The following is a 15,692-nucleotide window of genomic DNA, read 5'->3' as shown; positions in this document are numbered from 1 at the left end:
GCCGTCCTCGTCGCGCTTCGCCCCCGTCGGTTCGCGACATCGGCCATCCGGGCCGGACCGTCGCGGGGTGGGGCTGTGCGAGGGGCCCGGCGGGCAGGCTGTCTCAGTGGCCGGTGTCCGAGGGGCGTCCCGCGGCGGACGCCGCGTGCGGGTTCGTGAGGGGCGGGTTCGCGGCGGGGCCGGGCGCAGTTCCGGTGATAGATGAGCCCAGGAGGCGCGGCGGCCCGGTTGACTAGTGGTATTCAGCAGACCAGGATGTGAATGACTCAATCCAGTCGCGAGGAGGCAGGGGCATGACCGGAACCGGTGCCGGACCGAGGACCGTACGCGCACCGCGCGGCAGCGCGCTCACCACGCAGGGCTGGCAGCAGGAAGCCGCGCTGCGCATGCTGCAGAACAACCTCGACCCCGAGGTCGCCGAGCACCCCGAGAAGCTCGTCGTCTACGGCGGCACCGGCAGGGCCGCCCGCGACTGGCGGTCCTTCGACGCCATGGTGCGCACCCTCCAGGGCCTCAAGCAGGACGAGACGATGCTCGTCCAGTCCGGCCGCCCGGTCGGCGTGATGCAGACCCACGAGTGGGCGCCGCGGGTGCTCATCGCCAACTCCAACCTCGTCGGCGACTGGGCCACCTGGGAGGAGTTCCGCCGTCTGGAGGCCCTCGGCCTGACCATGTACGGCCAGATGACGGCCGGTTCGTGGATCTACATCGGCACCCAGGGCATCCTGCAGGGCACCTACGAGACCTTCGCCGCCGTCGCCGCGAAGAAGTTCGGCGGCAGCCTGGCCGGCACCATCACCCTCACCGCCGGTCTCGGCGGCATGGGCGGCGCCCAGCCGCTCGCCGTCACCATGAACGGCGGCGTCGCCATCTGCGTCGACTGCGACCCGCGCGCCATCGAGCGCCGCATCGAGCACCGCTACCTGGACGTGCGCGCCGACTCCCTGGAGCACGCGCTCGCCCTCGCCACCGAGGCCCGCGACCAGCGCAAGCCGCTGAGCATCGGCGTCCTCGGCAACGCCGCCGAACTGGTCCCGCAGCTGCTCGCCATGGGCGCGCCCATCGACATCGTCACCGACCAGACCTCCGCCCACGACCCGCTGGCGTACCTGCCGATCGGCGTCGCCTTCGAGGACATGGCCTCCTACGCGGCCGAGAAGCCCGCCGACTTCACCCAGCGGGCCCGCGAGGCGATGGCCAAGCACGTCGAGGCGATGGTCGGCTTCATGGACGCCGGCGCCGAGGTCTTCGACTACGGCAACTCCATCCGCGGCGAGGCCCAGCTCGCGGGCTACGAGCGGGCGTTCGCCTTCCCGGGCTTCGTCCCGGCCTACATCCGCCCGCTGTTCTGCGAGGGCAAGGGCCCCTTCCGCTGGGCGGCGCTGTCCGGCGACCCGGCCGACATCGCCAAGACCGACAAGGCGATCCTGGAGCTCTTCCCGGAGAACGAGTCGCTGGCCCGCTGGATCCGCATGGCCGGCGAGCGCGTCCACTTCCAGGGCCTGCCCGCGCGCATCTGCTGGCTCGGCTACGGCGAGCGCGACAAGGCCGGCGAGCGCTTCAACGAGATGGTCGCCGACGGCACCCTGGCCGCGCCCGTCGTCATCGGCCGCGACCACCTCGACGCGGGCTCCGTCGCCTCCCCGTACCGCGAGACCGAGGCCATGCTCGACGGCTCCGACGCCATCGCCGACTGGCCGCTGCTCAACGCCATGGTCAACATCGCCTCCGGCGCCTCCTGGGTCTCCATCCACCACGGCGGCGGCGTCGGCATCGGCCGCTCCATCCACGCCGGCCAGGTCACCGTCGCCGACGGCACGAAGCTGGCGGGCGAGAAGATCCGCCGCGTGCTCACCAACGACCCCGGCATGGGCGTCATCCGGCACGTCGACGCGGGGTACGAGCGCGCCGAGGAGGTCGCCGCCGAGCGCGGTGTGCGCGTGCCCATGCGCGAGGACGCCGAGGGTGTCGAAGGCGGGGAGGCGTGACCTCCTCGTTCCACGAGATGTGGACGGAGTTGCGGCCGATCGGCCGCGACTCCGGCTCCGGCGGCTACCGCCGCTACGCCTGGACCGGCGCGGACACCGACTGCCGCGCCTGGTTCCGGGCGCAGGCCGAGGGCCGGGGCCTGAGCTACGAGCTGGACCGCAACGGCAACCAGTGGGCCTGGCTCGGCGACCCTGCCGCCGGGGACGCCGTCGTCACCGGTTCGCACCTGGACTCGGTGCCCGACGGCGGCGCCTTCGACGGGCCGCTGGGCGTCGTGTCGTCCTTCGCGGCGCTGGACGAGCTGCGGGCCCGCGGCGCCGCCCCCGGCAAGCCGCTGGCGATCGTCAACTTCGGCGACGAGGAGGGCGCCCGCTTCGGGCTCGCCTGCGTCGGCTCCCGGTTGACGGCGGGACAGCTCACCGCCGACAAGGCCCGCGCGTTGCGCGACGGCGACGGCGTCACCCTCGCGCAGGCCATGGAGCGCGCCGGCCACGACCCCGGGGCGATCGGCCCGGACCCCGAACGCCTCGCCCGTATCGGCGCCTTCGTCGAGCTCCACGTCGAGCAGGGCCGCCACCTGGCCGACACCCCGCACGCGGTCGGTGTCGCCTCCGCCATCTGGCCGCACGGCCGCTGGCGGTTCGACTTCCACGGCGAGGCCAACCACGCGGGCACCACCCGGCTGGAGGACCGCCGCGACCCGATGCTGACCTACGCCAACACGGTGCTCGCCGCCCGCAAGAAGGCCCGGCTCGCCGGGGCGCTGGCCACCTTCGGCAAGGTCGGCGTCGAGCCCAACGGCGTCAACGCCATCGCCTCCCTCGTCCGCGGCTGGCTGGACTCGCGCGCCGCCGACGAGGCCACCTTGGCCGAGGTGGTCGGCGAGATCGAGCGCGCCGCGGTCGAGCGGGGCGCGCGCGACGGCGTCCGGGTCGAGGTCACCCGGGAGTCCTTCACCCCGGTCGTGGAGTTCGCGCACGGCCTGCGCGACGAGCTCGTCACCCTGCTCGGGGAAGCGCCCGTGCTGCCGACCGGGGCGGGACACGACGCCGGCATCCTCTCCGAGGCGGTCCCGACCGCCATGCTGTTCGTGCGGAACCCCACCGGGGTCTCGCACTCCCCGGCCGAGTCGGCCACCGAGGACGACTGCGTGGCCGGGGTGACCGCACTCGCCGACGTACTGGAGGGCCTGGCGTGTCGCTGACGCCGCAGAGCTACTGGGCCGAGTACGCGTGGACCGGCGGCCGCGTCGAACGGGGCGTGGTCGTCGACACCACCCCCGACGGCCGGATCGCCGCCGTGCGCACCGGGGCCGCCGCGCCGCCCGTCGGGGCCGTGACGCTGCGCGGACTGACCCTGCCGGGCCTGGCCAACGCCCACAGCCACGCCTTCCACCGGGCCCTGCGCGGCTCCGTCCAGCAGGGCAGCGGCACCTTCTGGACCTGGCGCGAGGTGATGTACCGGGTCGCGGCCGCGCTCACCCCCGACACCTACTTCGACCTCGCCCGCGCCGCGTACGCCGAGATGGCGCTGGCCGGCATCACCTGTGTCGGCGAGTTCCACTACGTGCACCACCGGCCCGGCGGCGGCCCCTACGACGAGCCCAACGCCATGGGCGAGGCGCTGATCGCCGCCGCCGCCGAGGCGGGCATCCGCATCACCCTCCTCGACACCGTGTACCTCTCCTCCGGCTTCGGCGCCGCCCCCGAACCGCACCAGCTGCGCTTCAGCGACGGCGACGCCGAGGCCTGGGCCGAGCGCGCCGCCGCCCTCGCCGACCGCCCCCACGCGCGGATCGGCGCGGCCGTCCACTCGGTGCGCGCGGTGCCCGCCGCCCAGCTCGCCACCGTCGTGCGCTGGGGCGAGGACCGCCAGGCGCCGCTGCACGCCCACCTGTCGGAGCAGCCCGCCGAGAACGAGGCCTGCCTCGCGGCGCACGGCGTCACCCCCACCCGGCTCCTTGCCGACCACGGAGTGCTGGGCCCGCGTACCTCGGCCGTGCACGCCACGCACCTCACCGACGAGGACATCGCGCTGCTCGGGGGCTCCGGCACCACCGTGTGCATGTGCCCCACCACCGAACGGGACCTCGCCGACGGGATCGGTCCCGCCAAGCGGCTGCAGGAGGCGGGCAGCCCGCTCAGCCTCGGGAGCGACAGCCACGCGGTGATCGACCTGTTCGAGGAGGCGCGGGCCATGGAGCTGGACGAGCGGCTGCGCACCCGCACCCGCGGCCACTGGACCGCCACCCAGCTGCTGCGCGCCGCCACCGCCGACGGCCACGCATCGCTGGGCTGGGCCGACGCCGGGCGGCTGGAGGCGGGGGCGCTGGCCGACTTCACCACGATCGCGCTGGACAGCGCGCGCACCGCCGGACCCCCGGCCCGGCTCGGCGCCGAGACCGCCGTCTTCGCGGCCACCGGCGCCGACGTCCGCCACACGGTGGTCGGCGGCCGCCACGTGGTCCGCGACGGCGCGCACCAGCTCGTCCACGACGTGGGCGCTTCCCTGGCCGCCGCGATCTCCGCCGTCCCCGCCGCCGAAGGAAGCCCGTCATGAGCAGCAGCGTCATCACCAACATCGGCAGCCTGGTCACCAACGACCCGGCGCTCGGGGAGGGCCCGCTCGGGCTGCTGGAGGACGCGGCGCTCGTCATCGACGGCGAGCACGTGGCCTGGGTGGGCCCCGGCGCGGGGGCGCCCGCCGCGGACGAGTCCTACGACGCGGCCGGACGGGCCGTCCTCCCCGGCTTCGTCGACTCCCACTCGCACCTGGTGTTCGCCGGCGACCGCACCCGCGAGTTCAACGCCCGCATGTCGGGCCGGGCCTATACGGCGGGCGGCATCCGCACCACCGTCGCCGCCACCCGCGCGGCGAGCGACGAGGAGCTGCACGCCAACGTCGCCCGCTACGTCGCCGAGGCCCTGCGCCAGGGCACCACGACCATCGAGACCAAGTCCGGCTACGGCCTCACCCCGCACGACGAGGCCCGCGCGCTGCGCATCGCCGGCGCCCACGCCGACGAGGTCACCTTCCTCGGCGCGCACATCGTGGCCCCCGAGTACGCCGACGACCCGGCCGGCTACGTCGACCTGGTGACCGGCCCCATGCTCGACGCCTGCGTCCCGTACGCCCGCTGGGTCGACGTCTTCTGCGAGCGCGGCGCCTTCGACGGCGACCAGGCCCGTGCCGTCCTCACCGCCGGCGCCGCCCGCGGCCTGGTCCCGCGCGTGCACGCCAACCAGCTCGGCCACGGCCCGGGCGTGCAGCTGGCCGTGGAGCTGGACGCGGCCTCCGCCGACCACTGCACCCACCTCACCGACGCCGACGTCGACGCGCTCGCGAACAGCCGAACGGTCGCGACGCTGCTGCCCGGCGCCGAGTTCTCCACCCGCGCGGTCTACCCCGACGCGCGGCGGCTGATCGACGCGGGCGCCACGGTCGCGCTGTCCACGGACTGCAACCCCGGCTCCTCCTTCACCAGCTCCATGCCCTTTTGCGTGGCCGTCGCCGTGCGGGACATGCGGATGACACCGGACGAGGCGGTGCGGGCCGCGACCCTGGGCGGGGCGCTGGCACTGCGCCGGGACGACGTGGGGCGGCTCGCGCCCGGCGCGCGGGCCGACGCGGTGGTGCTGGACGCCCCCTCGCACGTCCATCTCGCCTACCGGCCCGGAGTGCCGCTGGTGTCCGCAGTGTGGCGGCGCGGGGTGCGCGCGTCGATCTGACCCCCGCCAGATGCGGGCGGTACGGCCGCCGCGCTGTGGCCGGCGGCTCACCGGCCCGTCCTGAGAACGCGGTGGGCCCGGTGAGGGAACTCTCACCGGGCCCACCGTGTCGTACAGGGGAAGGGGAGCGGGTCAGTCCTCCACGAGCAGCCCCCGCCGCAGCCGCGCGAGGGTGCGGCTGAGCAGCCGCGACACGTGCATCTGGGAGATGCCCAGCTCGTTGCCGATCTCGGACTGTGTCATGTTGCCCACGAAGCGCAACGAGAGGATCTGCCGGTCGCGGGCCGGCAGCTCCGCGATCAGCGGCTTGAGGGACTCCATGTACTCGATCCCCTCCAGACCGTGGTCCTCGTAGCCGATGCGGTCGGCCAGCGCGCCCTCGGAGTCGTCCTCCTCGGGCTGGGCGTCCAGCGAGCTCGCGGTGTACGCGTTGCTGGCGCTCATGCCCTCGACGACCTCGGCCTCGGTGATCTGCAGCCGGCCGGCCAGCTCGGCGACGGTCGGCGCGCGGTCCAGCTGCTGAGCGAGCTCGTCACCGGCCTTGGCCAGGTCCAGCCGCAGTTCCTGCAGCCGCCGGGGGACCCGCACGGACCAGGAGGTGTCACGGAAGAAGCGCTTGATCTCGCCGATGATGGTCGGCATCGCGAACGTGGGGAACTCGACCCCGCGGCTCAGCTCGAAGCGGTCGATGGCCTTGATCAGGCCGATCGTGCCCACCTGGATGATGTCCTCGACGGGCTCGCTGCGGGAGCGGAACCGGGAGGCGGCGAACTTCACCAGGGCGAGGTTGAGCTCCACCAGGGTGTTGCGTACGTAGCTGTACTCGTGCGTGCCCTCCTCCAGCGTCTCCAGCCGCTGGAAGAGCGTCTTGGACAGGGCCCGTGCGTCGACCGGACCCACCTCGTCGAAGGGCGGGATCTCCGGGAGGTCCTCCAGGCCCAACGGTGTTCCGTGTTCCTCGTGGACGCTGGCCTCGGTGGTCACCGACGCGTCAAGCGCGTCGAGCCGGGGTGCCATGCTCTCCTCCCTCGGGGTGCGGCGGCAGGGCAAAGCGGAGCGTGAAATTCAGCCCACACTCCACGCCTACCCCGTTCGGCGCGGATATTGCAACCTCGCGGTCATCGATCTCCGGACCGCCGTGGGAGCGACTACCGCCCTGATCAGGAAGCGCGTAGGGTGCGAGTTGCGGATCGCCGATTCGTCCGGGAGGAGTGTGCATGGACCGCGAGATGGTCGACACGGCCGGGCGTGACCGGCTGCACGTCTCTGTGCAGCGGAACGGCGAGAAGGCGGTCGTGGCACCCGCGGGTGAGCTCGACCACCACACCGCCGACCTGCTGCGCGAGCCGCTCGACAAGCTGATCGAGGACGGCTACGGCATCCTCGTGGTGGACTGCACGCATCTGGAGTTCTGCGACTCCACCGGGCTCAACGTCCTGCTCGGCACCCGGCTCAAGGCCGAGGCCGCGGGCGGCGCGGTCCATCTGGCCGGAATGAGGCCAGCCGTGGCCAAGGTCTTCGCCATCACCGGAGCCGAGGCCGTTTTCACCGTCCACGACACCCTGGACGACGCACTCAAGGAGTGACCCTCCGCGGCGGCTCCCCACGGGGGCGCCGAGGCGTGCCCTGTTTCGTCCGCATCCGGAGGTGTTCGCCGGAGCGGCCCGGGCAGGAGAGCCTCGGGATCACTTCGGACACTGGCGGACCATCGGTGAGTGGAGGCGCTGATGAGCACCACCCGGCCCCCTGCGGCCGACGACCGCGGCCCGGACCCGGGCGGTGCGGCCGTGCCGTCGCGCGGTCAGGGCGGCCAGGAAGGCGAGGCACGGCGGCTGTCGCTCGCCGACGTGGCCGGCGTGGTGCCCACCGCCCGTGACTTCACCCGCCAGGCGCTCTACGACTGGGGCTGGCTGCCCGCCGCGACCGCGGACCGCCGCGCGGCGGCCGAGGACGTCCTGCTGGTGGTGTCGGAGCTGGTCACCAACGCCTGCCTGCACGCGGGCGGTCCCGAGGAGCTGCGGCTGTTCCGGAACGCGAAGGCGCTGCGCCTGGAGGTCGTCGACGGCGGCGTCGGCAGCCCGGCCCCGCGGAACCCGCACCGCGCCGGACGGCCGGGCGGGCACGGGATGTTCATAGTGCAGCGGCTCTGCCTGGACTGGGGGGTCGTACGCCACGCCGGCGGCGGGCCGGGCAAGACGGTCTGGGCCGAGGTCGCCGCCCCCGCCTGAGCCGGCTGATGGCCCGTCAGTGACTTCCGGGGAAGGGGACGTCCGGCATCGCCCCCAAGCGCAAGGCGGCGGCCGTTCCCAGTGGAGAACGGACTTCCGTCTCGACCACCGCACCCCGGACTCCCGGCGCCTGAACGCGGCGGCGCGCGGGGACATCGACGACGCCCCCTGCCCGCCCCTGACCCCGGCCGAGCGCGGTGAACCGCTGAGCCACCGCTGCGTCCTGCGCGAGCCGGCCGCCGCGGCCGGGCCCGCCCGGGCACCAGGGTCCGCCGGCGGCTTCCCGCGTCCGACGAGCGGCGGGCCGGCGGTCCCGGCTCCTAGGCCTTGCCGTCCAGGTCCTCGATCGAGGCGGTGGAGGGGCCGCGCTTGCCCGCGAGCCCCGCCGCCACCGACCCGGCGTCGCGCAGCACCCGGACGGCGTTGCGCCACGCCAGTTTGGCGAGGTCGTCGTCGGACCAGCCGCGGCGCAGGAGTTCGGCGAACAGCCGCGGGTAGCCGGAGACGTCGCCGAGGCCCTCGGGGAGGTGGGCGACGCCGTCGTAGTCGCCGCCGAGACCGAGGTGGTCGACGCCGGCGACCTCACGCATGTGGTCGAGGTGGTCGGCGACCGTGCCGATGCCGGCGAGCGGCCGGGGGTGCTCGGCCGCGTAGGCCTCCTGGACGGCCCGGGCCTTCGGGGACTGGTCGAGCGGGTGCAGGCCGTTCGCCTTCATGTTCTCGTTCGCGCCGACGATCCACTCGGCGGCCGCCGGCAGGATGAACTGCGGCACGAAGGTGGCCATCGCGACGCCCCCGTTGCGGGGCAGCTGCTCCAGGACGTCGTCGGGGATGTTGCGGACGTGGTCGCAGACGGCACGCGAGGAGGAGTGCGAGAAGAGTACGGGGGCCTCGCTGACCCGCAAGGCCGCGCGCATGGTGTCGGGCGCGACATGGGAGAGGTCGACGAGCATGCCGAGCCGGTTCATCTCCCGCACGACCTCCTCGCCGAAGGCGGTCAGGCCGCCGTGCCGCGCCTCGTCCGTGGCCGAGTCCGCCCAGTCGATGGTGTCGTTGTGGGTGAGCGTCATGTAGCGCACGCCCAGCGTGTACAGCATCCGCAGCACACCCAGGGAGTTGGCGATGCTGTGGCCGCCCTCGGCGCCCATGAGGGAGGCGATGCGGCCCTCGGCGCGGGCGGCCTCCATGTCGTCCGCCGTCACCGCGAGCCGCAGGGCCGCCGGGTGACGTTCGGTCAGCCTGAGTACGCAGTCGATCTGCTCCAGGACGGCGACGACCGCGTCTCCACCGGTGAGGTCGGTGCGGACGTACACCGACCAGAACTGCGCCCCGACGCCGCCCGCCCGCAGCCGGGGGATGTCGGTGTGCAGGTGGGCGGACTGGTCGGTGGCGATGTCACGCCGCTCGAGGTCGTAGCGGACCTGCTCGCGCAGCCGCCAGGGGAGGTCGTTATGGCCGTCCACCACAGGGTGGGCGGTGAGCAGCTCCTGTGCGCGTGCGAGCAGGTCCATGGATTACTTCCCTCCGAAACCGAAGCCGGCCGACCCCTCCACCTTGGCACGCAGGCGCTTACCCTTCTCGGTGGCCTGCTGGTTCAGCTCGTCCTGGAAGTGCCGCATGCGCTCGAGCAGTTCGGTGTCGTGGGCGGCGAGCATGCGCACCGTCAGCAGGCCCGCGTTGCGCGCGCCGGCCACCGAGACGGTGGCGACCGGGACTCCGGCGGGCATCTGCACGATGGACAGCAGCGAGTCCATGCCGTCCAGGTACTTCAGCGGCACGGGTACCCCGATCACCGGCAGCGGCGTCACCGACGCCAGCATCCCGGGCAGGTGCGCGGCCCCGCCGGCGCCGGCGATGATCGCCTTGAGGCCGCGTTCGGCGGCCCGCTCGCCGTACGCGACCATCTCGCGCGGCATGCGGTGCGCGGAGACGACGTCGACCTCGTACGGCACCTCGAACTCGTCCAGCGCCTGGGCGGCGGCCTCCATGACCGGCCAGTCGGAGTCGGAACCCATCACGATGCCGACCAGCGGCCCAGCGGGATTGCTCACTCTTGGATCGTCCCTCGCAGGTAGTCGGCGGCGTGCCGGGCGCGTTCGCGCACCTCGGGCAGGTCGTCGCCGAAGGTGTTGACATGGCCCACCTTGCGGCCGGGCTTCACGTCCTTGCCGTACATGTGGATCTTCAGCTGCGGGTCCCGGGCCATGCAGTGCAGGTACGCCGCGTACATGTCGGGGTAGTCGCCGCCGAGCACGTTGGCCATCACGGTCCACGGCTGGCGCGGGCGCGGATCGCCCAGCGGCAGGTCCAGGACCGCGCGCAGGTGGTTGGCGAACTGCGAGGTTATGGCGCCGTCCTGGGTCCAGTGACCGCTGTTGTGCGGGCGCATGGCCAGCTCGTTGACGAGGATCCGGCCGTCCCGGGTCTCGAAGAGCTCCACCGCGAGGTGACCCACCACGCCCAGCTCCTTGGCGATGGTCAGCGCGAGCCGCTGGGCCTGCGTCGACAGAGCCTCCGGCAGGTCCGGCGCCGGCGCGATCACCGTGTCGCACACGCCGTCGACCTGGATGGACTCCACCACCGGGTAGGCGACCGCCTGCCCGTGCGGGGAGCGCACGACGTTGGCCGCCAGCTCCCGCACGAAGTCGACCTTCTCCTCGGCCAGCACCGGCACGCCCGCGCGGAACGGCTCGGCGGCGCCGGCCTCGTCGCGCACGACCCACACGCCCTTGCCGTCGTAACCACCGCGCACCGTCTTCAGCACGACGGGGAACCCTCCCCCGGAGTCTTGCCCGGGAGGTGTCCCCACCTCCTCGGCGAAGCGCGTCACGTCGGCCGGGTCGGAGACGATGCGGTGCCGCGGGCAGGGCACGCCGATGGAGTCGAGCTTCGCCCGCATGACGCCCTTGTCCTGGGCGTGCACCAGCGCGTCGGGCCCGGGGCGGACGGCGATGCCGTCGGCCTCCAGCGCCCGTAGGTGCTCGGTGGGGACGTGCTCGTGGTCGAAGGTGATGACGTCGCAGCCGGCGGCGAACGCCCGCAGCGTGTCGAGGTCGCGGTAGTCGCCCACCACGACCTGCCCGGCGACCAAGGCCGCGGAGTCCACGGGCGTGTCGCTGAGGAGCTTGAATCTGATGCCGAGGGGAATACCCGCCTCGTGGGTCATACGGGCGAGCTGGCCGCCGCCGATCATGCCGACTACCGGGAATGTCACAGTCACCAGGATATCGGGGCGCGAATGACGCACCGACCGCCGTCCCGCGGGACCCCCGGATAGCATGAAGGTCACTGACCAGTCACAGACGGGGCCGAACGATCACATGGACGGTGCGACCGGGTCCACCACCCGGGCAGGGCTGCGGAACCGGCTGACGGTGATGACCCGCGAGATCGCCAAGTTCGGCGCGGTCGGCGGGGCGGGGGTCCTGGTCAACATCGGGGCGTTCAATCTCGTCCGGCACGTCACCGACCTCCAGGTCGTGCGGGCCGGCATCATCGCGACCGTCGTGGCGATCGCCTTCAACTACGTGGGCTTCCGCTACTTCACCTACCGTGAACGCGACAAGACGGGCCGTACCCGCGAGCTGACGCTGTTCCTGGTGTTCAGCGCGGTGGGCCTGGTGATCGAGAACGGGGTGCTCTACACGGCGACCTACGCCTTCGGCTGGGACAGCCCGCTGCAGAGCAACGTCTTCAAGTTCATCGGCATCGGCGTGGCGACCCTGTTCCGCTTCTGGTCCTACCGCAGCTGGGTGTTCAAGGCGCTGCCCGTCCGCGAGGCCGTGCAGCAAGCAGAATCGATCCTGGTCGCGAAGGGGAACGAGACCTCCGGCGCCCCCCGGACCGGCACCCGCGGCGCCCGGTCCTCCGCGCGGCTGCGCTGACGCCTCTCAGCGCTTGACGGCGCCCTTCCCGCGGACGGCCTGGTCCTCCCGTGCCAGGAAGAGCGCGAAGACCGGAGGACGCTGCTGCAGTAGCTCCAGCCGGCCGCCGTCGGCCTCGGCCAGGTCGCGGGCCACCGCGAGGCCGATACCGGTGGAGTTGCGGCCGCTGACCGTGCGCTCGAAGACCCGCGCCCCCAGCTCCGGCGGCACGCCCTGGCCCTCGTCCGTGACCTCGACCACGACCTGCGTACCGGTGACCCGGGTGGAGATCGCGACCGTGCCGGAGCCGTGCATCAGCCCGTTCTCGATCAGCGTCGCCAGCACCTGGGCCACCGCTCCGGGGGTGCCGACCGCCCGCAGCCGCTTCATACCCGCGGAGGAGATGGCCCGGCCCGCGCTGCGGTACGCCGGGCGCCACTCCTCCACCTGCTGCTTGATCACGTCGTCGATGTCGAAGACGACCGCGGAGCCGGTCCGCGGGTCCCGCGCGTTGGTGAGCAGCCGCTGCACGACGTCCGTGAGCCGTTCCACCTGACCGAGTGCGATGGTCGCCTCCTCCTTGACGGCCTCCTCGTCCTCGGCGGTGGCGATGATCTCCTCCAGCCGCATCGACAGCGCCGTCAGCGGCGTCCGCAGCTGGTGCGAGGCGTCCGCCGCCAGCCGCCGCTCGGCGGTCAGCATCCGGGCGATCCGTTCGGCGCTGCGGTCCAGCACGTCGGCGACCCGGTCCAGCTCCGGCACCCCGTAGCGCCGGTGGCGCGGCCTGGGGTCACCGGAGCCCAGGCGCTCCGCGGTCTCCGCGAGGTCGGTCAGCGGGCTGCCGAGCCGGCGTGCCTGGCGCACCGCGAGGACCACGGCGGCCAGCACCGCCAGCAGCGCCACCGCCAGGATGATCAGCAGGGTGCGGCCGATCTCCCGGCTGACCTTGCTGCGGGACTCCTCGACGGTGACGGTCTCGCCCTGCTCGCCGGTCTGCCGGGAGGAGATCACCTGGCCCGTGGGCTTGGTGCCGATGGCGATCGGTTCCGCCCCCGGGATCTGCACCAGCGCGTACCGCCCGGGGGCGATCTGCTGGGCCAGCACCTCGCGGCTGATCCGCTCCTCGCCGATCATCCTGCTCTCGACGATGCCGACCAGCCGCACCGCCTCGGAGTCCACGCTCTCCTTGGCGCTGCTCTCGATCGTCCGCGCCTCCACCAGGACGAGGGAGACACCGAAGACGGCGATCACGACGAGCACCACGGCGAGCGTGGACTGGATGAGACGGCGGCGCATGAGTGAAGCGTCTCAGACCACGAGCGCCCCTGGCGTGCCGGTTCTTCCTAGTTCTTCTCGAACCGGAAGCCGACTCCACGCACCGTGGAGATGTACCTCGGCGCCGCCGCGTCGTCGCCGAGCTTCTTGCGCAGCCACGAGATGTGCATGTCCAAGGTCTTGGTGGAGGACCACCAGGTGGTGTCCCAGACCTCGCGCATCAGCTGCTCCCGGGTGACCACCCGGCCCGCGTCGCGCACCAGCACGCGCAGGAGGTCGAATTCCTTCGCGGTGAGCTGCAGTTCCTCGTCGCCCATCCACGCGCGGTGCGACTCGACGTCGATCCGCACGCCCTGGGTGGAGGGATGCTGGGCCTCGGCGGTGCCGCGCCGCAGCAGTGCCCGCACCCGGGCCAGCAGCTCGGCCAGCCGGAAGGGCTTGGTCACGTAGTCGTCGGCGCCGGCGTCCAGGCCGACCACCGTGTCCACTTCGTCGGCGCGGGCGGTGAGCACCAGCACCGGGAAGCCATGGCCCTCGGTGCGCAGCCTTCTGCACACCTCGAGCCCGTCCATTCCGGGCAGCCCCAGGTCGAGCACCAGAAGGTCGAAGGAGCCGAGCAGGGCGGCTTCGAGCGCCGCGGGTCCGTCCTCGCGCACCTCGACCTCGTACCCTTCGCGGCGCAGCGCGCGTGCGAGCGGTTCCGAGATGGATGCGTCGTCCTCGGCGAGCAGTACGCGGGTCATGGGCTGATGGTAGTCCGCCCGGGGAAACCGCACGCCGGGCGGGCCGCGACCGTTGTGAGGTACCTCTCAAGTCGGCCCATATAGCACATCTCGTGCTGCCATAAGGTAACCAAAAGCCCGAATCGGTCCAGGGGACCTTTGGCGCGCGCCACGCGTCGAAGGGCCCTTCTGTGACGGGGCTGGTCCCCACCAGCATTTCAGTCAACGACCTGTGGACCGGGACCGCGCCTGTGAAGGCGTCGGTCGTGGATCCCGGTGCGCCCTCGCGCGCCCCGGTGCCGGTCACCCCCCACCCGGGCGCGCACCGCTCTCGCAGCGCGTCCCGAGCAGCAAGGAAAAGTCCATGGCGTCCAGCCTGACGAAGGGCGCCGCTCCGCAGGACACCCCTGCACACGGCGGCAAGACCTTCCTCGGCCACCCCCGCGGCCTGGCCACTCTTTTCATGACCGAGACGTGGGAGCGTTTCAGCTACTACGGCATGAGGGCCTTGCTCGTCCTCTACCTGACGGCCTCGGTCGCGGACGGCGGCCTCGGCATGAAGGCCGCCACCGCCGGCGCCATCTACAGCGTCTACACCGCCACGGTGTACCTGCTGGCGATGCCGGGCGGCTGGTTCGCCGACCGCCTGTGGGGCCCGCGCCGTACGGTCGCCATCGGCGGCACGATCATCATGATCGGCCACTTCCTGCTGGCCGTGCCGGTGAAGGCGTCGTTCTTCGTCGGCCTGGTCTTCATCGCCGTGGGCTCCGGCCTGCTGAAGTCGAACATCTCCACGATGGTCGGCCAGCTCTACCCGGACCGCAACGACCCGCGCCGGGACGGCGGCTTCACGATCTTCTACATCGGCATCAACCTCGGTGCCTTCCTCGCGCCGCTCGCCATCGGCACCGTCGGCCAGCAGGTCGACTGGCACCTTGGCTTCGCCATGGCCGGTGTCGGCATGGGGCTCGGCCTGGCCCAGTTCCTCATCGGCACCAAGCACCTCGCACCGGTCTCCAGCATGGTTCCCACGCCGCTCGATGCCGCCGAGCGCGCCGGCCTGATGAAGAGGGCGCTGATCTGGCTGGCCGTCGCGGTGGTCTTCTACGGCGTGGTCACCTTCACCGGCCACTTCACGATCAACTGGGTGCTCTGGCCGCTCTCCCTGCTGGGCCTGGCGCTGCCGGCGTACTACTTCACCCGCATCCGCCGGGACCAGGAGCTCACCTCGGACGAGAAGTCCAAGGTCAGCGGCTACATCTGGTTCTTCGTCGTGGCCGCCGTCTTCTGGATGATCTACGACCAGTCCGGTTCGACCCTGACGGTCTTCGCCTCCGAGCACACCGCGTCCACCCTGTGGGGCTTCAACTTCCCCGAGAGCTGGTTCCAGTCGCTGAACCCGCTCTTCGTGATGGCGCTCGCCCCGGTCTTCGCCGCCCTGTGGATGACGCTGGGCCGCAGGAACCCCAGCACGACCGTGAAGTTCGCCCTCGGCGTCGCCGGCATCGGCGTCTCCTTCGTGGTGATGATGCTCGCCCAGGCCGCCGCCTCCGGCGACGTCAAGGTCACTCCGCTGTGGCTGGCCGTGGTCTACCTGATCCAGACCGCCGCCGAGCTGTGCCTGTCCCCGGTGGGTCTGTCGGTCACCACCAAGCTGGCCCCGGTCAAGTACGCCAGCCAGATGATGGGCCTGTGGTTCCTCGCCGTCACGGCGGGCGACTGTGTGGCCGCCATCCTGCAGCTGGTCATCGGCGACGCCTTCCTGTCGGAGACCTCCTTCGCGGTCCAGGGCTTCGTGGCGCTCGCCGCGGGCGCGGCCTTCGTGCTGTACCGCAAGCGCGTCATCCGGCTCATGGGCGACGTCCACTGACGTCTGCCGACGGCTAC

The 15,692-nt window shown here is 72.5% G+C and carries 14 protein-coding genes; 8 read left to right on the top strand and 6 right to left on the bottom strand.

Features of this window, described 5'->3' with window-relative positions; genetic code table 11:
* The first annotated feature begins 293 nt into the window (after positions 1-293).
* From hutU to hutI, 4 genes are read left to right on the top strand one after another with little or no spacing between them, the layout of a single operon-like run.
* The gene (gene hutU / locus AC3EUJ_RS18835) at positions 294-1,988 is read left to right on the top strand and encodes a urocanate hydratase (RefSeq protein WP_431962754.1); all 1,695 of its coding nucleotides are present in this window, start codon (positions 294-296) and stop codon (positions 1,986-1,988) included.
* Positions 1,985-3,193: an allantoate amidohydrolase gene (locus AC3EUJ_RS18830; protein ID WP_431962752.1), complete on the top strand. Its 1,209-nt coding sequence runs from the start codon at positions 1,985-1,987 to the stop codon at positions 3,191-3,193. Before hutU ends, AC3EUJ_RS18830 begins: the two co-directional genes overlap by 4 nt.
* Positions 3,190-4,548, top strand: coding sequence for a formimidoylglutamate deiminase (locus AC3EUJ_RS18825; RefSeq protein WP_431962900.1), 1,359 nt, complete (start codon positions 3,190-3,192; stop codon positions 4,546-4,548). Before AC3EUJ_RS18830 ends, AC3EUJ_RS18825 begins: the two co-directional genes overlap by 4 nt.
* Entirely contained in the window at positions 4,545-5,717 is a 1,173-nt protein-coding gene (gene hutI / locus AC3EUJ_RS18820; protein ID WP_431962750.1) for an imidazolonepropionase, read from the top strand. The genes AC3EUJ_RS18825 and hutI overlap by 4 nt, the downstream gene beginning before the upstream one ends.
* A gap of 132 nt (positions 5,718-5,849) precedes the next feature.
* On the opposite strand, the gene AC3EUJ_RS18815 is transcribed toward hutI, so the two are convergent.
* Positions 5,850-6,734 (bottom strand): RNA polymerase sigma factor SigF, encoded by an 885-nt coding sequence (locus AC3EUJ_RS18815; protein ID WP_431962748.1) that lies wholly within the window; start codon positions 6,732-6,734, stop codon positions 5,850-5,852.
* A 200-nt stretch (positions 6,735-6,934) separates the two neighbouring features.
* Between AC3EUJ_RS18815 and AC3EUJ_RS18810 the strand changes: the two genes are divergently transcribed.
* Both AC3EUJ_RS18810 and AC3EUJ_RS18805 read left to right on the top strand, forming a co-directional pair.
* The gene (locus AC3EUJ_RS18810) at positions 6,935-7,303 is read left to right on the top strand and encodes an STAS domain-containing protein (RefSeq protein ID WP_431962746.1); all 369 of its coding nucleotides are present in this window, start codon (positions 6,935-6,937) and stop codon (positions 7,301-7,303) included.
* 141 nt (positions 7,304-7,444) lie between these two features.
* A complete protein-coding gene (locus tag AC3EUJ_RS18805) occupies positions 7,445-7,945 on the top strand; it encodes an ATP-binding protein (RefSeq protein ID WP_431962744.1) in 501 nt (166 codons plus the stop codon).
* Positions 7,946-8,265: 320 nt separating this feature from the next.
* On the opposite strand, the gene AC3EUJ_RS18800 is transcribed toward AC3EUJ_RS18805, so the two are convergent.
* Genes AC3EUJ_RS18800 through AC3EUJ_RS18790 form a run of 3 tightly spaced genes read right to left on the bottom strand, consistent with a single transcriptional unit; the run spans position 8,266 to position 11,159 of the window.
* Entirely contained in the window at positions 8,266-9,456 is a 1,191-nt protein-coding gene (locus tag AC3EUJ_RS18800; RefSeq protein WP_431962742.1) for a dipeptidase, read from the bottom strand.
* A gap of 3 nt (positions 9,457-9,459) precedes the next feature.
* Positions 9,460-9,960: a 5-(carboxyamino)imidazole ribonucleotide mutase gene (gene purE, locus AC3EUJ_RS18795; RefSeq protein WP_431962898.1), complete on the bottom strand. Its 501-nt coding sequence runs from the start codon at positions 9,958-9,960 to the stop codon at positions 9,460-9,462.
* Between the two features lie 32 nt (positions 9,961-9,992).
* Positions 9,993-11,159: a 5-(carboxyamino)imidazole ribonucleotide synthase gene (locus AC3EUJ_RS18790; protein WP_431962740.1), complete on the bottom strand. Its 1,167-nt coding sequence runs from the start codon at positions 11,157-11,159 to the stop codon at positions 9,993-9,995.
* A gap of 106 nt (positions 11,160-11,265) precedes the next feature.
* Here AC3EUJ_RS18790 and AC3EUJ_RS18785 point away from each other — a divergent pair, with 106 nt between their 5' ends.
* Positions 11,266-11,829: a GtrA family protein gene (locus tag AC3EUJ_RS18785; protein ID WP_431962738.1), complete on the top strand. Its 564-nt coding sequence runs from the start codon at positions 11,266-11,268 to the stop codon at positions 11,827-11,829.
* A 6-nt stretch (positions 11,830-11,835) separates the two neighbouring features.
* Here the strand turns inward: AC3EUJ_RS18785 and AC3EUJ_RS18780 are convergent, their stop codons facing one another.
* Positions 11,836-13,104, bottom strand: a complete 1,269-nt coding sequence (locus AC3EUJ_RS18780; protein WP_431962736.1) for an ATP-binding protein — start codon at positions 13,102-13,104, stop codon at positions 11,836-11,838.
* A gap of 47 nt (positions 13,105-13,151) precedes the next feature.
* Positions 13,152-13,826: a response regulator transcription factor gene (locus AC3EUJ_RS18775; RefSeq protein WP_018559726.1), complete on the bottom strand. Its 675-nt coding sequence runs from the start codon at positions 13,824-13,826 to the stop codon at positions 13,152-13,154.
* Positions 13,827-14,169: 343 nt separating this feature from the next.
* Between AC3EUJ_RS18775 and AC3EUJ_RS18770 the strand changes: the two genes are divergently transcribed.
* The gene (locus AC3EUJ_RS18770; RefSeq protein ID WP_431962733.1) at positions 14,170-15,675 is read left to right on the top strand and encodes a peptide MFS transporter; all 1,506 of its coding nucleotides are present in this window, start codon (positions 14,170-14,172) and stop codon (positions 15,673-15,675) included.
* The last annotated feature ends 17 nt before the right edge of the window (positions 15,676-15,692 follow it).

Source organism: Actinacidiphila sp. bgisy160 (genome assembly GCF_057707815.1).
The sequence above is the reverse complement of the archived record's forward strand: the minus strand, read 5'-3'. Positions and strand labels throughout refer to the sequence as shown.